The organism is Flavobacterium sp. P3_A6 (assembly GCF_056403035.1).
The window spans coordinates 1-21,821 of the sequence record NZ_JBFUGG010000033.1 but is presented as its reverse complement, the minus strand read 5'-3'; the positions used below and the strand labels follow the sequence as shown (position 1 = coordinate 21,821).

Annotated in this window: 14 protein-coding genes and 2 rRNA genes; 9 read left to right on the top strand and 7 right to left on the bottom strand. The window is 34.8% G+C overall.

Annotated elements, in window-relative coordinates:
- Positions 1 to 84 precede the first annotated feature (84 nt).
- From secA to AC1DVP_RS20290, 4 genes are all read left to right on the top strand, one after another.
- Positions 85 to 3,426 carry a preprotein translocase subunit SecA gene (gene secA / locus AC1DVP_RS20305; RefSeq protein WP_477185294.1) on the top strand — a complete coding sequence of 1,114 codons (3,342 nt, stop codon included), beginning with the start codon at positions 85 to 87 and terminating at the stop codon, positions 3,424 to 3,426.
- A 322-nt stretch (positions 3,427 to 3,748) separates the two neighbouring features.
- Positions 3,749 to 3,925, top strand: coding sequence for a hypothetical protein (locus tag AC1DVP_RS20300; RefSeq protein WP_477185293.1), 177 nt, complete (start codon positions 3,749 to 3,751; stop codon positions 3,923 to 3,925).
- Positions 3,926 to 4,022: 97 nt separating this feature from the next.
- Positions 4,023 to 6,185: a TonB-dependent receptor gene (locus tag AC1DVP_RS20295; RefSeq protein WP_477185292.1), complete on the top strand. Its 2,163-nt coding sequence runs from the start codon at positions 4,023 to 4,025 to the stop codon at positions 6,183 to 6,185.
- Between the two features lie 85 nt (positions 6,186 to 6,270).
- Positions 6,271 to 7,878 (top strand): PepSY domain-containing protein, encoded by a 1,608-nt coding sequence (locus AC1DVP_RS20290; protein WP_477185291.1) that lies wholly within the window; start codon positions 6,271 to 6,273, stop codon positions 7,876 to 7,878.
- A gap of 312 nt (positions 7,879 to 8,190) precedes the next feature.
- On the opposite strand, the gene AC1DVP_RS20285 is transcribed toward AC1DVP_RS20290, so the two are convergent.
- Positions 8,191 to 9,654 carry an aminoacyl-histidine dipeptidase gene (locus AC1DVP_RS20285; protein WP_477185290.1) on the bottom strand — a complete coding sequence of 488 codons (1,464 nt, stop codon included), beginning with the start codon at positions 9,652 to 9,654 and terminating at the stop codon, positions 8,191 to 8,193.
- Positions 9,655 to 9,946: 292 nt separating this feature from the next.
- Between AC1DVP_RS20285 and AC1DVP_RS20280 the strand changes: the two genes are divergently transcribed.
- Positions 9,947 to 11,008, top strand: coding sequence for a DUF3810 domain-containing protein (locus AC1DVP_RS20280; RefSeq protein ID WP_477185289.1), 1,062 nt, complete (start codon positions 9,947 to 9,949; stop codon positions 11,006 to 11,008).
- Here the strand turns inward: AC1DVP_RS20280 and AC1DVP_RS20275 are convergent, their stop codons facing one another.
- Complete coding sequence (locus tag AC1DVP_RS20275) at positions 11,009 to 12,184, bottom strand: lactonase family protein (protein ID WP_477185288.1); 1,176 nt, start codon at positions 12,182 to 12,184, stop codon at positions 11,009 to 11,011. It abuts the gene before it with no gap.
- Between the two features lie 311 nt (positions 12,185 to 12,495).
- On the opposite strand from AC1DVP_RS20275, the gene AC1DVP_RS20270 reads away from it, so the two are divergent.
- Both AC1DVP_RS20270 and AC1DVP_RS20265 read left to right on the top strand, forming a co-directional pair.
- Entirely contained in the window at positions 12,496 to 12,999 is a 504-nt protein-coding gene (locus AC1DVP_RS20270) for an RNA polymerase sigma factor (protein WP_477185287.1), read from the top strand.
- Entirely contained in the window at positions 12,996 to 13,649 is a 654-nt protein-coding gene (locus AC1DVP_RS20265; RefSeq protein ID WP_477185286.1) for a hypothetical protein, read from the top strand. Before AC1DVP_RS20270 ends, AC1DVP_RS20265 begins: the two co-directional genes overlap by 4 nt.
- Before the next feature lie 29 nt (positions 13,650 to 13,678).
- On the opposite strand, the gene AC1DVP_RS20260 is transcribed toward AC1DVP_RS20265, so the two are convergent.
- Both AC1DVP_RS20260 and AC1DVP_RS20255 read right to left on the bottom strand, forming a co-directional pair.
- Positions 13,679 to 14,488 (bottom strand): lysophospholipid acyltransferase family protein, encoded by an 810-nt coding sequence (locus tag AC1DVP_RS20260; RefSeq protein ID WP_477185285.1) that lies wholly within the window; start codon positions 14,486 to 14,488, stop codon positions 13,679 to 13,681.
- A 99-nt stretch (positions 14,489 to 14,587) separates the two neighbouring features.
- Positions 14,588 to 15,241 (bottom strand): NUDIX hydrolase, encoded by a 654-nt coding sequence (locus tag AC1DVP_RS20255; RefSeq protein ID WP_477185284.1) that lies wholly within the window; start codon positions 15,239 to 15,241, stop codon positions 14,588 to 14,590.
- Between the two features lie 91 nt (positions 15,242 to 15,332).
- Between AC1DVP_RS20255 and AC1DVP_RS20250 the strand changes: the two genes are divergently transcribed.
- Both AC1DVP_RS20250 and AC1DVP_RS20245 read left to right on the top strand, forming a co-directional pair.
- The gene (locus AC1DVP_RS20250) at positions 15,333 to 15,770 is read left to right on the top strand and encodes a DUF4268 domain-containing protein (protein ID WP_477185283.1); all 438 of its coding nucleotides are present in this window, start codon (positions 15,333 to 15,335) and stop codon (positions 15,768 to 15,770) included.
- Between the two features lie 41 nt (positions 15,771 to 15,811).
- Entirely contained in the window at positions 15,812 to 16,453 is a 642-nt protein-coding gene (locus tag AC1DVP_RS20245) for an endonuclease III domain-containing protein (RefSeq protein WP_477185282.1), read from the top strand.
- Positions 16,454 to 16,486: 33 nt separating this feature from the next.
- On the opposite strand, the gene AC1DVP_RS20240 is transcribed toward AC1DVP_RS20245, so the two are convergent.
- From AC1DVP_RS20240 to AC1DVP_RS20230, 3 genes are all read right to left on the bottom strand, one after another.
- The gene (locus tag AC1DVP_RS20240; RefSeq protein WP_477185281.1) at positions 16,487 to 21,295 is read right to left on the bottom strand and encodes a RecQ family ATP-dependent DNA helicase; all 4,809 of its coding nucleotides are present in this window, start codon (positions 21,293 to 21,295) and stop codon (positions 16,487 to 16,489) included.
- Positions 21,296 to 21,373: 78 nt separating this feature from the next.
- Positions 21,374 to 21,483 (bottom strand): 5S ribosomal RNA (gene rrf / locus AC1DVP_RS20235).
- A 169-nt stretch (positions 21,484 to 21,652) separates the two neighbouring features.
- Positions 21,653 to 21,821, bottom strand: a 23S ribosomal RNA gene (locus AC1DVP_RS20230); the annotation flags it as partial.

The following is a 21,821-nucleotide window of genomic DNA, read 5'->3' as shown; positions in this document are numbered from 1 at the left end:
AGTAAACCAAGAAAAAGTCTCAAAAGAGGCTTTTTTTTTGTTTAAATTTACGCAGATATATTAAATAGAAATAAAAAACAGATCATGAGTTTCATAAACAGTATTATTAAAATCTTTGTTGGAGATAAATCCGAGAAAGACGTAAAAGCTTTACAGCCGTATTTAAATAAAATAAAGACTTTTGAGAGCGCTTTGCAATCTTTGTCAAATGATGAATTAAGAGCCAGAACTGTATTTTTTAAAGAGAAAATAAAACAAGCTCGTGCCGAAAAAGATGCTAAAATAGCTTCTTTAAAGGCAGAAGTTGAAAGTATTGAGGATATTGACAAACGCGAAGATATTTATATCGCTATTGATGCTCTTGAAAAAGAGGCATACGACATATCCGAAAAAACACTGATGGAGATTCTTCCTGAAGCTTTTTCGGTTGTAAAAGAAACAGCAAGACGTTTCAAAGAAAACTCACAAGTAATAGTTACTGCTACCGCAAAAGACAGAGAACTTTCGGCTACGAAAAGTTATATCACCCTTGACGGAGACAACTCTGTCTGGGCCAATACCTGGAATGCTGCGGGTAAAGAAATCACATGGGACATGATTCACTATGACGTTCAATTAATTGGCGGAATGGTTTTGCACGAAGGTAAAGTTGCCGAAATGCAAACAGGGGAAGGTAAAACATTGGTGGCTACTTTACCATTGTACTTGAATGCTTTGACTGGAAACGGTGTGCATCTGGTAACTGTGAATGACTATTTGGCTAAACGTGACAGTACCTGGAAAGCTCCATTATTCGAATTCCACGGATTGACTGTTGACTGTATCGATAATCATCAGCCGAGCACTGATGCCAGAAAAAATGCTTACAATGCAGACATCACTTACGGTACAAATAACGAATTTGGTTTTGATTACCTAAGAGATAACATGGCACATTCGCCAGAAGATTTGGTTCAAAGAAAACACAACTATGCTATAGTCGATGAGGTCGATTCAGTTTTGATCGATGATGCCCGTACACCGCTTATCATTTCTGGCCCAGTTCCTCAAGGAGACCGTCATGAATTTAATGAGCTGAAACCAAAAATTGAAAATTTGGTAGCATTGCAGCGTCAATTGGCAAATGGTTTTCTTGCTGAAGCCAAAAAATTAATCAAAGAAGGAAATACTAAAGACGGCGGTTTCCAATTATTGAGAGCTTATAGAAGTTTGCCTAAGAACAAAGCATTAATTAAATTTTTGAGTGAAGAAGGAATTAAACAATTGCTTCAAAAAACCGAAAATCAATACATGCAGGACAACAACCGCGAAATGCCAAAAGTGGATGAAGCTTTGTATTTTGTGATTGAAGAAAAAAACAATCAAGTTAGCTTAACAGATAATGGCATCAAATTCCTTTCAGGAGACACTGAATCTAACTTTTTTGTACTTCCGGACATTGGAACAGAAATTGCCGCTATCGAAAAGAAAAAATTAGATAAGGATGCCGAAGCTGAAGAAAAAGAAAGACTGTTTCAAGATTTCGGAGTAAAAAGCGAACGTATCCACACTTTGACACAGCTTTTGAAAGCATATACCCTTTTTGAAAAAGATGTCGAATATGTAATCATGGATAACAAAATCATGATTGTTGATGAGCAAACAGGCCGTATCATGGATGGCCGCCGTTATTCGGACGGCTTGCACCAAGCGATTGAAGCTAAGGAAAACGTAAAAATCGAAGCTGCTACTCAAACATTTGCTACTATTACATTACAGAATTATTTCAGAATGTACAACAAATTGGGAGGTATGACCGGTACAGCTGTTACTGAAGCTGGCGAATTATGGGAAATCTACAAACTGGATGTGGTAGAAATTCCGACCAACAGACCAATGGCCCGTATAGACAAAGAAGACTTTATATACAAAACAACCCGCGAAAAATTCAATGCTGTTATCGAGGATGTAACCGAACTGTCAAAAGCAGGAAGACCAGTTCTTATCGGAACAACTTCGGTTGAGATTTCAGAATTGTTGAGCCGTATGTTGAAAATGCGCGGTGTAGCCCACAACGTATTGAATGCTAAAATGCACAAACAAGAAGCACAAATTGTTGAAGAAGCTGGAAAAGCAGGTGTGGTAACCATTGCAACCAATATGGCAGGACGTGGTACGGATATCAAATTATCTCCCGAAGTGAAAGCTGCTGGAGGTTTGGCAATTGTAGGTACAGAACGTCACGATTCACGTCGTGTTGACCGTCAGCTGCGTGGTCGTGCTGGTCGTCAGGGAGATGTGGGAAGCTCTCAATTTTATGTTTCTCTTGAAGACAACCTGATGCGTTTGTTCGGTTCTGAAAGAGTTGCCAAAGTAATGGACAGAATGGGATTGAAAGAAGGAGAAGTAATCCAGCATTCGATGATGACAAAATCTATCGAGCGTGCTCAGAAAAAAGTGGAAGAAAACAACTTTGGTGTTCGTAAACGTTTATTGGAATACGATGACGTAATGAATGCACAGCGTGAAGTAGTTTACAAACGCCGCCGTCACGCCTTATTTGGTGAGCGTCTAAAACTGGATATCGCAAACATGCTTTATGATACCTGCGAACTGATTGTTGATGAAAATAAAGCTAAAAACAGTTTCAAAGATTTTGAATTTGACATTATCCGTTATTTCTCATTTACATCACCTGTAACACAAGAAGAATTTTCAAAACTGACTGAAATTGAAATCACAGGCAAACTTTATAAAGCGACCCTCGAATTTTATACTCAAAAAACAGAAAGAAGTGCCAGAGAAGCTTTCCCAATCATCAAGAATGTTTATGAAGACAGAAATAATCATTTTGAACGTATCGTAGTTCCGTTTACCGATGGAATAAAAATGTTCAATGTTGTAACCGATTTAAAGAAAGCCTACGAAACTGAAGGAACACAATTGGTTGCCGATTTCGAAAAGAACATCACTTTATCCATTGTTGATGAAGCTTGGAAAAAACATTTGCGCAAAATGGACGAATTAAAACAATCGGTTCAATTAGCAGTTCACGAACAAAAAGATCCATTGCTTATCTACAAACTGGAAGCGTTCAACTTATTCCGCGGTATGCTGGATAATGTGAACAAAGAAGTAATTTCATTCTTGTTCAAAGGTGATTTACCTGCTCAAAATGCTCCTGTTATTGAAGAAGCAAGAATCGAGCGTCAGGTTGAAGATTATCAATTAAGCAAAGACGAAATCCCAAACAGTGAAAATGCCAATCGGGAAGCTGGAGAAACTCAACAACGACAAGTTACTGAAACTATCGTTCGCGACCAGCCAAAAATAAACCGTAACGATACTGTAACCATTCAAAATGTTGCCAACGGACAAACACAGGAAATGAAGTTCAAAAAAGCCGAAAACTTAATTGCCAGCGGAGCTTGGGTTATACTAAAATAATAATTCGATTTTAACATATTTCTAAATCCCCAACTGTTTAAAATAGTTGGGGATTTTTATATAAAAGATATAATCGTCTTTAAAAATGCTTTATTTTTGCATCTAAAAATAAAAAAGTCTGAAACGAATTTTTGTCATATTACTTTCTTCCATATTATTGCTTCCATCTTTCGGAAATATAATTATATATGTCAAATTCAAAATCAACCAAGATGAAATCATAAAAACGATTTGTGTACAAAGAAATTCACCATCTAATACTTGCCAAGGTCATTGCGCCCTTAAAAAAAGCTTAAAAGAATTAGAAGAAAATGACAAAGAAATGCAAAACAACCTCAAGGAAAAATTGGAGCTCGTTTACATTCAAAACACTTTGGAAATGAATTCTCCCATTATTGCTCAATCTTCTTTTTCTTCTCAAAAAAACTACTTTTATTTTGACAGAAAACCAATTGCGGTTGTGTTGCCAAACTTTCGCCCTCCCTCCTATTTTATATAAATTATAATTTAACTTTTCAATTTTTTTTTGGAATGTCTTTCATTGGCATAAAGTCAGTGAAATGATTCTTCCTACTCTCAATTTATATAAATCAAAAATGAAAAAAATATTATTTACCCTTTTACTAATTGGGCAAATAGTTGTTGCGCAAAACAAAACGGAAAAAGACAGCACAAAAACAGAAATACTAGAAGATGTTTTTGTCACCGCCAATCGTACCGCCACACACCGTAAAGAAACGCCAGTCGCGGTCAGCAAATTGACCGCCAAAACTATCAATGAAACCAAAGCAGTTGCCGCTTACGAAATCATCAATAAAACTCCTGGAGTTTTAGTGGCAAATATTGGGAACGAGCAGCACATGATGTCCATTCGCCAACCGATTTCTACCAATGCTTATTATTTGTATCTGGAAGACGGATTGCCCATTCGCCCGATGGGAATTTTCAACCACAATGCCTTATTGGAAATCAACCAATTCAATCTTCAAAGCATTGAAGTCGTAAAAGGGCCTGTATCCTCCTTGTATGGTTCAGAAGCCGTTGGAGGAACTATCAATTTAATTTCTGTTCGCCCGCCAGTTGCTCCCGAATTCAAGTTTGGAATCCAGGCAGACCAATGGGGCTATAAACGAATGCAAGCTGCTGGCGGAGCAACTGTAGACAAAGTCGGTTTTCATTTAGCCGGAATTTCCAGTTTACAGGAAAATAGCTGGATGGCCTATTCTGATTATAAAAAAGACAATCTTAACGTAAGAGTTGATTACAGCATAAACGATAAAACCCGATTAATCAGCAGCACGATGTGGGGTAAATACTATACTGATATGAGTGGTACCGTTAATGAGCAAGCCTTTTACAACAGAACATACAAAAGCACTACCGATTTTGCCTATCGAAAATCGGATGCCTTGAGAACACGATTGACTTTGGAGCACGATTGGAATGATAATTCCAGCAGTTATATTACCGCCTATTACCGCGACAATAAACTGGGGCAAAATCCAGCCTACGGAATCAAATGGAGTCCAACAGTAAACCCGACTACCGCTAAAGGGGAAGTGAACTCCAATAACTTCAAAAGCTATGGTGCCATCGGGCAACACACCCAAAAATTCAATTTTTTGAATGCTAAAATTGTTGGCGGAGTCTTATATGACTATTCACCTGTTACTTATTGGGCTTATTTACTTGAAATGAAAGCCTATCTAAATCCAGGAACACCGAGAAAACAAACGGTAGATTATTATGAAATTACCGCCGAACGGCCCGACGTAAAATTAGCTAACTATACAGCAGCTATTTTTAATAAAGCCGCTTATGCACAAATGAGCATTACACCAATCGAAAAATTGATCATAACCGCTGGTGCCAGATATGACAATTTAAAAGTCAATTACAACAATTCGTTAGACAATTCTACTGGAACAAAAATATATGACAAACCCACTTTTAAAGCGGGAGCCAACTATAATCCAATTGCTTTTGCCGGAATTTATGGAAATTATTCCCAAGGATTTGCCCCTCCTGGGATTACGTCCATTTTTAGAGCCAAACCCGGAACTGGCGGAACAACTGGAAAACCAGCCGAGTTCTACTATAATCTGGAACCGGCAACATTCGATAATTATGAAGTTGGCGGCTGGCTGTCCTTTTTCAAAGGCAGACTAAATTTTGACTATGCCGTTTATTATATGAAGGGCAAAAATGAGTTATTGAACGTACGCCTGCCCGATAATTCAACCGACTATCGCTCCGTTGGAGAAACAAGACACAAAGGAGTGGAATTTGGAGGAAATTACAGATTTCTTTCCGATCAATTGAACATTCGGTTTGGAGGAACAGTTGCCGAACACACTTTTATAGACTTTAAAGTTTCGGACAATCCAACGGATGCTTTGCAAAATCTGGACGGCAAAGAAATGCCGCAAGCCCCAAGATGGAACGGAAACTCTGAAATAAGTTATTACCCGAAATGGTTTCCTGAATTCAGGACTTCACTCGAATGGCAATCGGTAGGGAATTATTACCAAGACCAGATTAACACGGTAAAATATGCAGGTTATGACATTTTCAATTTCAGGGCAGGCTATGAATGGGGCGGCATTGAAATTTATGGAAACATAATAAATGTAACCGATAAATTGTATGCCTATAATGTTTCAAGAGCGAATACAGCAAGTTCACAGCCCACTTATACCGCCGCTGCCCCAAGAACATTTTTGATTGGATTGCAATATAATTTTTCGTTCAGAAAATAATATAAAATCTATCACAGATTTAAAAATCAAATATTTTTAAAAACACATTAAATCATTTAAATCTGTGGTTAAAAAATAAAAAACAATGAGCAATACACCAAAAGAAGTCAACTCTTCAAAAAAGAAAGATTCTAAATTCGTTAAAAAAATTAAGCAGAAAATATATGCCTGGCATCGCATTATTGGAATTATCACCATAATTCCGGTTATTTTCTGGACGCTGTCTGGATTAATGCACCCGTTTATGGCGCATTTTTTCAAACCTGTAATCGCCAATGAACGCCTTGATGTAAAACCCATTGATAAAACACAGCTGACATTTTCCATACAGGATGTTTTGGCAAAAAATAAGATAACTGAATTTAAAAATTTCAGAATTGTATCTTTTGATAACTCAACATTTTATCAGGTAAAAACAGTAAAAGGCGAACTTGTATATTTCGACACTGTAAACGCAAAAAAACTAGAAAACGGAGATCAAAAATACGCTCATTGGCTTTCGCGCTATTTTCTGGACGATCAAAAAAGTACGATTATAAAAACAGATTTAGTAACCGAATTTACTTCGCAATACAAATACATCAACCGTTATTTACCCGTTTACAAAACAACTTTTGATCGCCCTGACGGAATGGAAGTGTATGTAGAAACTGCTTCAAGTAAACTTGCAACTTACAACCCAAAATCAAGACAAGCCTTTATTTGGTTTTTCGATACTTTTCATAATTGGTCATTTGTAGATGCTATTAGTAACAATAGTGTTCGCATTGTTTTTATGTTTTTGTTCCTTTCGATTATCTTTTTTTCTGCTGTAAGCGGCATTGTAATATATGGTCTGTTTTGGAAACAATTCAAAAAAACAGATAGTCTGAATCCTAAAAAAGGACTGCGCAGATACCATCGCCAAATTGGAATTTGGGTTTCTTTATTTACTTTGACTTTTGCTTTTAGCGGAGCTTATCACGCAACCACAAAATGGAATCCTTATACGCTGGATAAAATGGTCTATGAACCAGTTTTCAAAACGAAAAATCTTTCAACATCAAATAACGAAATTCATGTAGATTGGAATCGATTAGAAAACTTAAGTATTATCGCCTTAAATGACAGCATATACTATAGAGCTCAATTGGCAGAACCTAAAAGTAAATATGAAACTCCGAAAACAGATTCTAAATCCAAATGGGATAAAAAAGAAAATCCAAAAAACGAGATTCTTTATATCAACTCCATAACCAACAAAGTAACCCCAAAACTTGATCTAGAATACGCTAAATTTCTTGCATTGTATTTTAGCGGCACCAATGGCGGTGAACCTGCTTGTTGTGAAATGGACAGCGATACCGGAAGTAAACCAAATTTTGAAAAAGCTGCTTTATTAGAAACCAAAACAATCACTGAATTTGAAAGCCGAGAATATGGTTTCGTTAATAAACGTTTACCTGTTATAAAATTAGCTTACGATACGCCCGAAAAAACCACATACTTTATTGAAACTGCTACTTCAAGACTGGCAGCGATTATCGAAAAATCAGATATCACTGAGGGATATTCATTTGCTATATTTCACAAGTTTTTGTTTATGGATTGGGCTGGCAAAAACGTTCGTGATTTAACTATGGTCATGGCAGCATTAATTATTTTGGTAATTAGTGTATTGGGTTTAGTGCTGTTTTTAAAGAAAAATCAATAACATTAATCGGTCTTTAACGTTAAAACAATAGCCGTTGGATTTTAAAATTGAATTTAGATTCAAAAAAATGGTATCTTTACTATAATAATTTTATAAAAAACAATCGAAATATAGTAGTTATGTCAAAAAGTCAAGACGCAAAGAAAACCGTCAAAAAAGAGCCTCTTAAAACCGCTAAAGAAAAAAAGGAAGAGAAGAGAGAAAAGAAAAAAAATCCAAAAAGAGACTAAAAATCAGTAAGCAGTATTCAGAAAAAGTGTTCAGTATCAAAGAAACTGAACACTTTTATTTTTTGCTCAACACTGAGTCCTCTTATTTTACTGGAATATTTTTTAAAATTTCCAATACAAATTTCCAATATTTTTGAGCCGAAGAAATACTCGCTCTTTCGTCTGGAGAATGCGCGCCATGAATCGTTGGTCCAAAAGAAATCATATCCATATCTGGATAGTTTGTACCTAGAATTCCACATTCCAATCCAGCGTGACATGCCGCTACATTAGGTTTTTCTCCATTTTGTTTTTCATAAACAGAAACCAAAACATCCAATATTTCAGACTTAGGATTTGGCGACCAGCCAGGATAAGATCCTGAAAATTCCACTTCACAGCCCATTAATTCAAACGCAGAACGCAAAGCATTGGCTAGATCAAACTTGGACGATTCCACTGAAGAACGCGTTAAACATTGAACAGAGAATTTTCCTCCTCCTACTTCAACTTTGGCAATATTGTTTGAAGTTTCCACTAAATTATCAAAATCAGCACTCATTCTATAAACACCGTTGTGAGCAGTATACATTGCACGGACAAAATAAAATTGAGCTATTGGAGGCATTACAGCTGCTGGAACTGTATTCAATTTTTCGAAAACCACTTCAAGATTAGGCTCTGTAGTTTGGAATTCAGCTTTGATTTCGTTTACAATTTGTTGCATATCAAATACAAAAGCCTCGTCATAAACAGCAGCAATAATAACTTTAGCAGTACTTTCACGCGGAATTGCATTACGAAGACTTCCTCCGTTGATTTCAGAAATCTGCAATCCAAAATTATCAAAACCATCAAACAACAAACGGTTCATGATTTTGTTAGCATTCCCCAAACCTTTGTGAATATCCATTCCGGAATGTCCGCCGTTCAATCCTTTTACTTTAATCGTATAAGCTACAGAACCTTCTGGTGTTTCTTCTTCATCATACTCGGCGGTGGCGGTAACATCAATTCCTCCTGCACATCCAATTCCTATTTCATCGTCCTCTTCGGTATCCAGATTTAATAAAATATCTCCTTTAAGAATTCCTCCCTGCAAATTCAAAGCCCCTGTCATTCCAGTTTCCTCGTCTATCGTAAACAAAGCTTCAATTGCTGGATGCGGAATATCTTTGCTCTCTAAAATTGCCATAATAGTCGCTACACCAAGACCGTTATCGGCACCAAGAGTAGTTCCTCGCGCACGAACCCAATCCCCATCTACATACATATCGATTCCCTGAGTATCAAAATCAAAAACAGTATCGGCATTTTTTTGATGCACCATATCCAAATGTCCCTGCAAAACCAAAGCTTTTCTATTTTCCATACCCGGAGTGGCAGGTTTACGGATAATTACATTTCGGATTTCGTCTTCAAAAGTTTCCAGTCCTAAACTGGCACCGAAGTCTTTCATAAACTCAATTACACGTTCTTCTTTTTTGGAAGGACGAGGTACCGCATTCAAATCGGCAAATTTGTTCCAAAGTGCTTTTGGTTCTAGATTTCTTATCTCTTGGCTCATTCTGTTGTATATTTTTTAATTAAAAAGGTTTAAAATAATAAAACCTCAAAGTTACAAACTACGAAAGCTAGTTTTATAAAAGTTATAATTTATTTTAAACTAATTATTTTCTTTTTAAGTAATCAAAGATTGACCGCAAAGTCCACAAAGAATAACGCAAAGTTCGTTAAGCTTTGCGGTCAGCAATCTTTGCAGTAAAACGTACACAATCAAAATGTTTTTTTATTCGACCCCATTTTTAAATTAAAAAAATCGATCAAAATTTGTTTCTTTACAACACAATTTATAAAAAATGAAACGCAGTTATATTCTACCTTTATTATTATTGATACAAATCATAATCCTGAAAATCATTCGGTTTTTTCCAGAATCTGTAGAACATTTTTACAGCAACGGAATTTATCTTTCTATTTCAAAATTTTCAAGAATTGTGTTAGGTAAAATTCCTTTTTCTATAGGTGATTGTATTTATTTTATTCTTATTTTATTTGCTTTAAAATGGTTTTGGAGAAAAAGGAAATTTTGGAAAAATGAATGGAAAAATAACCTCTTAACAATTTTTAGTGTTTTATCCATTTTTTATTTCTTCTTTCATATCCTCTGGGCATTGAATTATTATCGTGAACCGCTGTTTGAAAAAATGACCATTGAAAGAGATTATACCGATGCTGATTTATTGGTTTTCACCAAAAAACTAATTGCAAAAACAAATGCTGTTCAGAGTCAAATTACAAAAAACGACAGCCTGAAAGTCGTTTTCCCATATTCCCAGAATCAAGTTTTTAAAATGAATCAAAATGGGTATAAAAACCTGTCTAAAGAATATGCTTTTTTCACCTATTCGCATTTGAGCATTAAGAAATCACTTTTCAGTCTGCCTTTGACCTATATGGGTTTTGGCGGTTATTTGAATCCGTTTACGAACGAGGCTCAGGTTAATTATTTGGGGCCAATGTACAGTTTCCCAATGACTGCCAATCATGAAATGGCACATCAGATGGGGTTTGCAAGCGAGAGCGAATGCAATTTTATTGGTTTTATGTCTTCTATAAAAAATGACAATTTGTATTTTCAATATTCAGGATACAGTATGGCTTTGCGATATTGTTTAGGAAATTGGCAAGTGCGAAACGAAAAGATATTGAACCTATTATTAAAAACCGTTCATCCCGGTATTTTAAAAAACTATAAAGAAAGTGAAGATTTCTGGAAACAATACCAAACGCCAATTGAAACGGGTTTTCATGCTTTTTATGACCGTTTTCTAAAAATGAACCAGCAAAAAGACGGAATGGACAGTTACAGTAAGTTTGTGAATTTGATGGTGAATTATTATAAGGAGAGACCGCTGTAGTTACAAATATTGTTTAATTTGAACACAAGAAGCATTTTTTACTTTCATTTCATTTCCAGTTTTCGTTAATAATCCTGTAACAGTATCCCTTTTAAAAACAACTATATTTCCTGTTGATTGATTGGCAACTATCACGAATTTCCCTTTGGAATCTATCGCAAATATTCTTGGGGTTCTCCCAAAAGTGGGTTGATATCCAACAGCTTTTAATGTTCCATCGTTTGCTATCGAAAAAATGGCAATGTTGTTTTCCTCACCGCGATTGGAAGCATACAAGAATCGGCCGTCGGGAGAAACGTGAATGTCACTGCTACTAAAGCCCTCTGTTATTTCATCAGAGTGTGTTGCAATTCTTTGAATACTGCCTAATTTGCCGTTATCATATTTATAAACACTTACGAAACCGGCGATTTCTTCAACGCAATAAGCATATTTCCCATTCGGATGAAAGGCAAAATGTCTTGGCCCGCTTCCTAATACAGATTGAGTAAATGGATATGGAGTTTCTCGAAACGGTTGTTTTAGCAGGCTGTCAAATTGATAGCAACGAATTTTATCTGCTCCTAAATCTGGTAAAAAAATAAAATCGCAATTAGGGGAAAATACGCTGGAATGGACATGGGAACGGTCTTGCCGCTCTTTATCAATACTCCCTTCTAAATAAGAAAAACTTTGAATAATTGGGCTTATTTTACCATCTTCGGCTAATGAATGAACTGCGATGCTTCCTTCGGTATAATTGGCATTTACGAGCCATTTTCCGTTTTTGTGAACCATAAGATAAACGGGATTTTCGCCTCCGCTTTTTTGGCTGCTGATAAATGTCAAAGTTTTATTTTGCGGTTTGAACTCAAAACTGCTGACGCTTCCTGCATTTGGTGTCTTGGTATCAGTACATGCATAAATGTAATTACCGTTTGGAGACACCGTTAAGTAAGAAGGATTCAGAACATTCTTGACAGTTATTATTTTCTTTAATCGGCCTGTTATGGTATCTAATTTGAAAACGTAAATTCCTTTTTTTACTTTATTAAAATTATAGGAACCAACAAAGACATAAGTATTTTGTGAATAACAATTGAAACCAATAAATAACGCAAATAGGATGGTTATTATAGATTTCCGATGACTTGAAATTACGCTTTCAGTTTTTATTTGAAAATTAAATACTTGCAAAATTTTTGTTTTATGAATTTTAGAGTTGCTAAGTTATATCTTTTTAGTTAGGTTTGCGATCAATAATTGAGTGTGTAAACTCAAGTAATTTATTTATTCTTTGAAAAATTAATCTGAAAAACCAAATTTCTAAAATAGCCCCGATTGCCGTGAAAATCCTTATAAGCCTCTCGTCTTTCGGGACGAGAGGCTTATAAGATTGAAACAGAAAGCGGGAGTAAACTTGTTATGAATAACTGATTTCTGCTCCTAATTATTTTAAAAAAAGTGTCACATTGTAACAAAATGTACATCGAGTCTACTAATGGAATATGAGTGAAAATCTAGAGCCTTCTTTTGTCAAGCAACTGCAAGAAAATCAGAATATAATCCACAAGATTTGTCGGTTATATACTTCTGGTGAGGATGCTCACAAGGATTTATTTCAGGAAATCACGATTCAGCTGTGGAAAGCTTTTCCGAAATTTAGAGGAGAAAGTAAGTTTTCGACTTGGGCTTATCGAGTCGCCTTGAATACGGCAATTACATTGTATAGAAAAAGTAAGCGCGACATTGCCACAGTTGAGTACGAAGGGAGACAGCATTTTACCCAAGACATGGAATATAATTATGAGGAAGAGGAACAGCTGAAATTGATGTACAAAGCAGTTTATCAGCTAAATGATATTGAAAAAGCATTAGTATTTATGTATTTGGAAGACAAAGATTATACCGAAATATCGGAGACTTTAGGAATTAGCGAAGTGAATGCAAGGGTAAAAATGAATCGGATAAAAGGGAAATTAAAAAAAATATTAAATCCATTAGGCGTATGAAAGAGTTGGATTTATTAAAAAAAGACTGGAAAAAGAACACAGATTCTTTTGTACAGGTTTCGGAAAATGAGATTTATAAAATGATCCATAAAAAATCGTCTTCGATAGTGAAGTGGATTTTTATAGTGAGCATCATAGAACTGGGATTAGGATTAGTATTAGGCTTGGCTCTGTCATTTACTAAATACGACGAAAAAAATATTGAATTAATCAAGCATTTGGGTGTTTACGGCTACTATATTTCGGCAACTGTGTTGCTTTATGCTGTTATTTTATACTTCATTTTTAAGTTTTATACCATGTATCGTAAAATTGCGGTAGATGACAATACCAAAAAATTGATTTCAACTATATTAAAAACCCGAAAAGTGGTCAAACAATACATCGCGTTCAACTTATCATTTTTTGCAGTGTTTTTTATCGTGTTTGGCGGATATCTTTTTTATGAGGGTTACTTGGAAGGTGCTTCTAAAAATGGCAACACTCATCCCGAAATGCCTTTAAACATTGCTTTGATATCCTTTGTCGTATTGATTTTAGCCACAGCTGTATTTACGTTTGCTTTCTGGCTTATATATAAATTAATCTACGGGATTTTATTAAAGCGTCTACAAAACAACTTTGAAGAATTGAAGAAAATTGATTTATAAAAAAAAGAGGCTAATGCCTCTTTTATCTTTTAATAATCCCATTGCCTAGTTTTATTAAGCTCCTCTTGTTCTTTTAAAATCTCCATAGGAATTACTTTTAGAAAAGACGGATGCTGCTCTATAGCATACTCTACCATTTCAACAATTTCCTCAATGGTATCGTTGTCATAATCGATAAGCAAAGGCTCTTTTATGACAATTGATTGTAGAATCCCTTTCTTTTTCATGTATAACCCTTTCTTGCAAAACGAGCGTCGAAAACCATCAATTACAATTGGAACAACTATTGGCCTATGCTGTTTTATGATGTGAGCCGTTCCTTTTCGAACCGGCTTAAACGATTTGGTTGTTCCCTGCGGAAAGGTTATTACCCAACCATCTTCTAAGGCTATTTTAATGTTCTCAGTATCATTGGGATTTACATCTTTTTTCTCTTTCACATCTTCTCCTTTTGCACGCCAAGTACGCTCTACAGAAATAGCGCCTGCATACGCCATGATTCTAGGCAATAAACCCGCTCTCATCGTTTCTTTTGCGGCTACATAATACATGTTCAATTTAGGACTCCACATGTACCAAACGTTTTTTATAGAATCTTCTCTTCCGCTTAAACTCGCATTGAAAACATGAAACATCGCAGTAACATCGGCAAAATAGGTTTGATGGTTGGAAATAAAAAGTACGTTGGTATCGGGAAGTTTTTTAATAATTTCAGAACCCTCAATCTGCAGTTCATTAAAACCACGGTAACGTCTGTGGCTAATAAATCCAAAAATTCTGATCAGCCATTTTTTTATAAATAGTATGTGTCCAAAAGGATTTCGCTTAAATAATCCCATAAGATGTTTTATTTGTTTTTAGATTTGGGACTGCAAAATTACTATTTTTTTTCCTCTTTAAATATTAAAGAAGCTTCCTTTTAACAAAAAGGGACAAATTCAAAAATTGATTTTTTTCAAAACCGAATTCAAAACAATTTTCAATTCGCTTAACATCATAGCAGTTGCTCCCCAAACAATATGCTCATCAATTTTGAATACTGGAACTTCGATTGATTTAGCATAGGAAGCATTAATTTTTGCATTAACAACAATAGACTCACTTAAAAAAGCTGTCAATGGTAATTCAATTATACCAGCTACTTCATTAGGATTCGGATAAAAAGTAATTTCATCCATACAAATGCCCAAAAAAGGATAGACCATAAAGTTACTAGGCGGAATATATAAATGAGTAAAGGCTTTCAATACATGAATTTTATCTGGCTGGACGCCAATCTCCTCATAGGTTTCCCTCAATGCAGTCTGCTCAAAATCTGCATCTCCCTTTTCATGCTTCCCTCCTGGAAAAGCAATCTGAGAAGAATGAACTCCTTCATAAGAATTCCTGACTATGAGAACCAAATGTGTTTCACCTGCTTTAGGATAAAACAGCATCATTACACCAGCATTTTTCGGTTTTATTTCATCAAAATTTATACTCTTCAGGATTCTAAGACGCTCTTCAGGCACCATAATATTATGAGCTTCTTCTCCTGGAAGATTCGCAGCAGCTAAATGAGGAACAATTTGTAAAAAATCTTGAAAATCCATAATCAAAGTTTATTTTTGCAAATAAAATAATACCTAAATATACCTTAGAAATAAGTTCCAAACAAATTTTTAAACGCCAAAGAACAACAATATGTACAGCAAAGAAGAAAATCAAAAACTAAAACATGAATTTTGGGTCGAATTTGCTCAAAAGTATCCTCGAAAATGGGTTTTATATGATACCAAAATCAAAGATTTCTCGTTTAAATTCTATGTAGAAAACACTAAAGCCCAAGTACATATCGATATAGAAATGCGAAATACAGAAATGCGCATACAATATTTCGAAAAACTAGCCGCTTTAAAAAATATACTGGAGGAAGAATTTGTCAAAGATTTAGTTTTCGAAAAAAATCACACGCTGGAAAATGGAAAAACCATTAGCCGTATTTGGGTCGAAAAATTAAATGTAAGCGTAAGCAACCGTAAATATTGGGATGAAATATTTGATTTTTTCTATGAAAAAATGAATGCTTTGGAACTGTTTTATTTTGAATATGACGATTTTATAAAAGATGTTGAAAAGTAAGATTTCATATTTAGTGAATTAGCAATCAAAAATTATTCGCAATGGATTTATTTGAAAAAACAAATGATTGGGAGACTAAATTAGCTCCAATACTGGATAAATACAAAGACCAAAAACATCCGTTAGATTACCAAAATCTTTACCAACTGGTAATTATGGTAGTTCTTTCGGCACAAGATTCGGATGCTAATATCAATAAAATAGCTCCTGCCCTATTTGAAATATTTCCCAACATGGAAAGTCTGTCTGTTTCAAATATTGATGCATTAATACCTTATATTTCCAAAGTTCGGAATTTTGGCACCAAAGCCAACTGGTTAATTGAAATAGCGCAGACAATCCAAAAAGACGAAAACATTCCTCTCACAATGGAAACTCTAACTGCATTAAAAGGAATCGGACGAAAATCTGCCAATGTTATTATGCGGGAAGCGGGAGTTCCCCCCGAAGGAATCATTGCTGATTTACATGTTATCCGCGTAGCTCCCAGAATTGGGCTAATTCCTGAGTCCAAAGACGGCAATAAAGTTGAAAAACTGCTGATGCAGATTTTACCTAAACCTATTTGGGGAAAAATTGGTATGGCGATTTCGTTTTTGGGAAGAGAAATCTGCAGACCACAGCCCAAATGTGAAATATGTCCGATTAATCAGGTTTGTGAGTATTATAGAGTTAATCAATAATATTTCCCTGCTTTATTTCTTTATGACATTCCTCTATAGACTGCTTTTTGTAAAATGCAGTTCAGGGAGAATAATTTTTACTTCAATATTCTTGTCATTATCTCTCCAATGAACGATGAAATTTACTTTGGCTTCCTCCAATTCAAAACCACTTTTCTTAATATCATCCAATCTTTCTAAAAATTTCCTTGAGAACTTTAATACTAATTCTCCTTTCTCGTTTTTACATCCTTCATCAGAAATGGTGATTTTATCTCCACTGGTCAATGAACTTATTCTTTTTTGAATATATTCAAAATATCCTAAGTATAAGTCTTTATGCGAAAGATGTAATACCAATCCGCTTGGAGGTAGAAAAGTATGGTCATTTTCAATTTTCTCTAATTCTTCAGTTTTAAATTTATCAAGATAATCACCATTCAAATGAATTGTAAGTTTCTGTTTTGCTCTTGTCATGGCAACATAAAGTTGTCGTTTCATTTCATCCCTACTTATGTCAAAATTTTCAAGAAGCAGAAAAACATTGTCAAACTCTTTGCCTTTTGCTTTATGAATAGTCGAAACAAAAATTGTCTCTCCGTTTGTACTCATAAAATCTTCTAACTTTGACTCACGAATAAACACTTCAAAATCTGATTTGTACTTTCGCTTATTATTGGCTGCTTCAAAGTCTTTAATCAGGTTGTTGTAGATTTCAAATTTTGTACTTGCCTTAAATCTGTCAATCGTTTTTCGTTTAGCATTCCCCCAGACATCTTCACTGATAAAAAATGCATCTTCGTCTAAATTCAATTCATTTAAGAAGAAACGCACCTCTTCAAGATTATACAAACTAAAACTATCATTTGTTTGAATCAACTTTGCTTGTAAACTACGTTTTGTAAGTAAAGCAGCAACCTGAAAAGCTTTATCGTTTTTGTGGGTCAGGACGCAGGTTGTTCCAGAAAGTCCAGTCGAAAGGATATCATCAATTAACGGAGTGATAAGATTTCCATTTTTGTAGCGAACAATCTTGATTTTTCCATTATCGGCTTCATTTGCTACAATAGGAATTTCTTTAAGCCGCTTATCGATGGTTTTAACAAACTGATTAGTGAATGAAACTAAATTACTTTTACTTCTGTAATTTGTAATGAGTTCATATTTTGTTGCTTTCATTTCTGTAACAAAACTCAATAAATATTTAGAATCCGCTCCTCGCCATTCATAAATATTTTGATCATCATCGCCAACTGCTATCACTCTCATCTCCTCATTCTTATCCATTAACACTTTTATCAGCTCAAATTCTTCCTCGTCCATATCCTGTGCTTCATCAATTACCAAAACGGTTTTTGTAATTCTGCTGGCTTCAACTTCATTATTTTTTATTTTTTCAACAGCCGTTTTGATAATTTCTTTTGATTGGTCTATTGTTCCTACTTTTCCCAACAAGTCGAAACAATAAGAATGAAAAGTTTTGATTTCAATAAAACTGGCTGCATTTCCAATCAATTCAATCAATCGCTTTTTAAATTCTGTCGCTGCAGCTCTAGAAAAAGTCAACATAAGCAGCTGTTCGTGCTTAACATCTTCCATCAACAGTAATGAAGCCAATTTGTGAACCAAAACTTTTGTTTTTCCACTTCCTGGTCCTGCTGCAACAACAATGTACCTTGAATCTTTATCATCAATAACTCTTCGCTGTACATCAGATAAAGAATCAAAAAGTTGTTTGTATTTCTTTGGGGTTATGTTTCTCTTTATTTCAAGTTCCCTGCTCCCTTTAAAATATTTGCTAAGAAATGAAGGGAAATTCAATTGAAAATAATCATCTACAAATTTTAATGCTCCGGCATAATCATCAATCATTTTTTTAGCATATTCGCCTACGATATGAATTTGCTGAACTTTATGATCATAAAACTCACTTAGTTTTTGATAATCCTGTTCTTTGTATTGAACTCTATTATTCTGCTCAATTCTGTCAATGGTAAGTTTATTATAAACAACAAGAAAACCTCCTTCTATTTTTATTGCGTCAATCCGTGACAGATAAAACAAAGTATCTTCTATATCCTCAGAAGAAACTCTTACTTCAAATAATTGAAGTTGCCTTGCAAATGCTTCTTGTAATTCAGTAACTGAAAATTCGACCAATACTTCATCTTTTTCTGCTTGATCTCCATCAATAATTTTATAGCTTTTATCAAAAAGATAACCAACAATAAACTCTGCTAAATTATGTCGCTTTTCTAATCTTGCTTTCAATTCCTCTTTGGGTTGACAGCCCAATGCTACAAAATGATCATTTGAATAATCTCGCTTGTATCGTTTGATCCAATTTTTAATTGCCCAAAAGTTAATTATGGTTTTTATTTTGTTTGGAGAAACATCTTTACAGCCTATTGCTTCTGCTTGCTCGTTCAATTCTTTGATGTGAAATGATTTTTCCTGCTGTTCAAACAATGGACAAAGAAATTTTTCAATCAATCCGTAGCTTTTCGTAATAGCAAGCGAACGGTTTTTATTCTCTCCTCTTTTGATGAATACCGTTAAATCTTTAGTATCAGCCAATATTTTTTCATCACGCAAAAGATTAACAACCGAAATTACATTCTTAATATCAATACCTAAATTATCTGAAATATAATCAACTCTTGATTCCGCTTCATCATGGCTAATTTGCTTTCTGCTTTTACTTGAAAAAAGGCTTTTAATAATTCTAGCAGCAGTAATTTTCTGCTCATCGCCAATTTTTTGGGAATTCATTATTTTATCAATTGCTTCTTGTGCTGTATTTGACAAAATACTGTTAGCAAAAATTCTTGGTATATTTTGTTTACGCTTTACATAACCAGCTTCTTCTAAAGCTGCAATCGCGGTGGTAACTCGTGTTTCGATTTCCTGCAAGTTGTCATTCCAGCCGGCAATCCGTGCAATTTCCAAAGCAGATTTTTGAACACTCGATTTGAATTTGGTAATAAATTTAATAGCATTCCAAATTTGTTTAATCTCATGAAGATTAAGTTTCGTTTGATTCAATAAAATAAAATGTTTGCTCAGGTCTTCCTCATTGAATAAGACATAACAGTCTGCCGAAATTTTTTCATCTCGACCTGCCCTCCCCGCTTCCTGAACATAGTTTTCAAGTGAATCAGAAATTTCATAATGAATTACCATTCCAACATCTTTCTTGTCAACACCCATTCCAAAAGCTGAAGTGGCTACCATAATTTCAACATCTCCAGATATAAAAGCATTTTGATTTTCGGTTTTTTCCCGGCTATCCATTTTGCCGTGATATGCTCTTGCATTAAATCCATCGTTGCTTAACCTTAGGGCTAAATCTCTTGCTCGTTTGGTTCTTGAAACATAAATAATAGTAGGACAATCCTTTTCCTCAATCAAATCACGGACTGTATTATACTTATCTTCATCATCGTCTTTTTCAAAAACTTTGTAATGCAGATTTGTCCTTGAAGCCTTTGAAGGAAAAATTTCTAATTGTATACCTAATTTTTCTTTGAAATAAGCACAAATATCTTCGATAACTTTTTGCTTTGCAGTCGCGGTAAAACAAGAAACCGGAATTGGTTCGTCGAGATTTTTGCTCTCTCTAAGGGATTTTATAAAATCGCCGATATATAAATAATCAACCCGAAAATCTTGTCCCCATGAAGAAAAACAATGTGCTTCGTCAATAACAAAACGAACAATTTTTCTACTCAAAAGCAATTTTTCAATAGTTTTTGAACGAAGTGATTCAGGTGATATATACAAAATAGATGCTCTGCCGTCTAGAATTCTTTCAATAGATTTTGATCTTTCAATAGGATCGAGCAGCCCGTTGATGGTAACTGCATCTGTAATTCCTATTCTTTCCAAATTATCAACTTGGTCTTTCATCAACGATTGCAAGGGTGAAATCACGACGGTCAAGCCTTTTGTGTTTTCACCTGCCATCAATGCAGGCACTTGAAAAGTAATCGACTTACCACCGCCCGTCGGAAAAACTGCAACAAGTGATTTGTTATTAACAGCAGCTTGAACTGCTTTTTCCTGCAATGGTTCACCTGCATAAGTTCGATAAGCATCAAAGCCGAAATATCTTTTTAATCCCTTGTTTACATCTAATGCCTGATTACAGTAGTCACATCCAGTAAGGCAAGGATTATTTCGAAGAAGAAACATTATCCGCTCCACTTTTGGAAAGTTTTTTAAAACCCAAGGCGGTGTTATCGAATAGCGATTATTGCAGTTAATAAGTGATAAAGAGTAAGCTAATTCAACGGAATGTTCTGAAATTATTTTTGAAAGATTAACGTGTTGGCAAATTAAAGTGGCGAATTTTTCACGGATAAGATTTTCTGTTTGTGACTCACCATTAGAATAAGAAATAAAACGAAAAAAGGGATGAAACTCTTTTTTATCTTTCAAAAGCAAATAAAAAATTTGTTTCAATTTCGAATCTAATTGATTAAATACTGCAACTTCGTCAAAGAAAAGATCTCTTGCTTTTATAGAATCGTTAAGCGGGTTGTTGATGTCTTCTGTTTGTAGCTTGTCGTCTTTTAATAAAGCATGATACGGCTTTGTTGCAAACAAAAGAGGAGAAAGAAACAAAGTATCAATGACATTAATTGGATTAACTCCAGCATCAGTAACAGCATTATAAATATACTGCAAATCATGATTTAAAATATTATGCCCACAAATGAATTGTGTCCCTCTGAGAAACTTTATAAACTCACTAATAGAATTTGAATGGAAAGAATTTCCATCACTCTTGATACATCCAATATCAAGAATTTTTTGGCTTTTGTGCTCAATCTCTGTATCTATAAAAGTAATTAAATTCATACTCGTCTAAAATACAAATTTTTCATAACACTTTAAAAACAAAAAACCCTTCATCAATATGATGAAGGGTTTTCAAAAGAAAGGCAGCGACATACTCTCCCACATAACTGCAGTACCATCTGCGCAGGCGGGCTTAACTACTCTGTTCGGGATGGGAAGAGGTGAGCCCCGCCGCAATAACCACCTTAAGAAGTTATAATTGCTTTGGACAACTTTTTAATTATTAATTATCAATTATAAATTGTTAATTATCAATTAAACAATATCTTAACATACTGAGATAAAGAACATAAAAAGCGTATTAGAAAGTTTCTTCTCTCCCGTCTCGTCCTAAGACGAGACGGGAGAGAAAAGGGTGTACATAAGCTTACGGATTATTAGTACTACTCGACTATGACATTACTGCCTTTACATCTGTAGCCTATCAACGTGGTCATCTCCCACGATCCTTAAAAGAAATCTCATCTTGTGGTGGGTTTCGCGCTTATATGCTTTCAGCGCTTATCCCTTTCAGCGCTTATCCCTT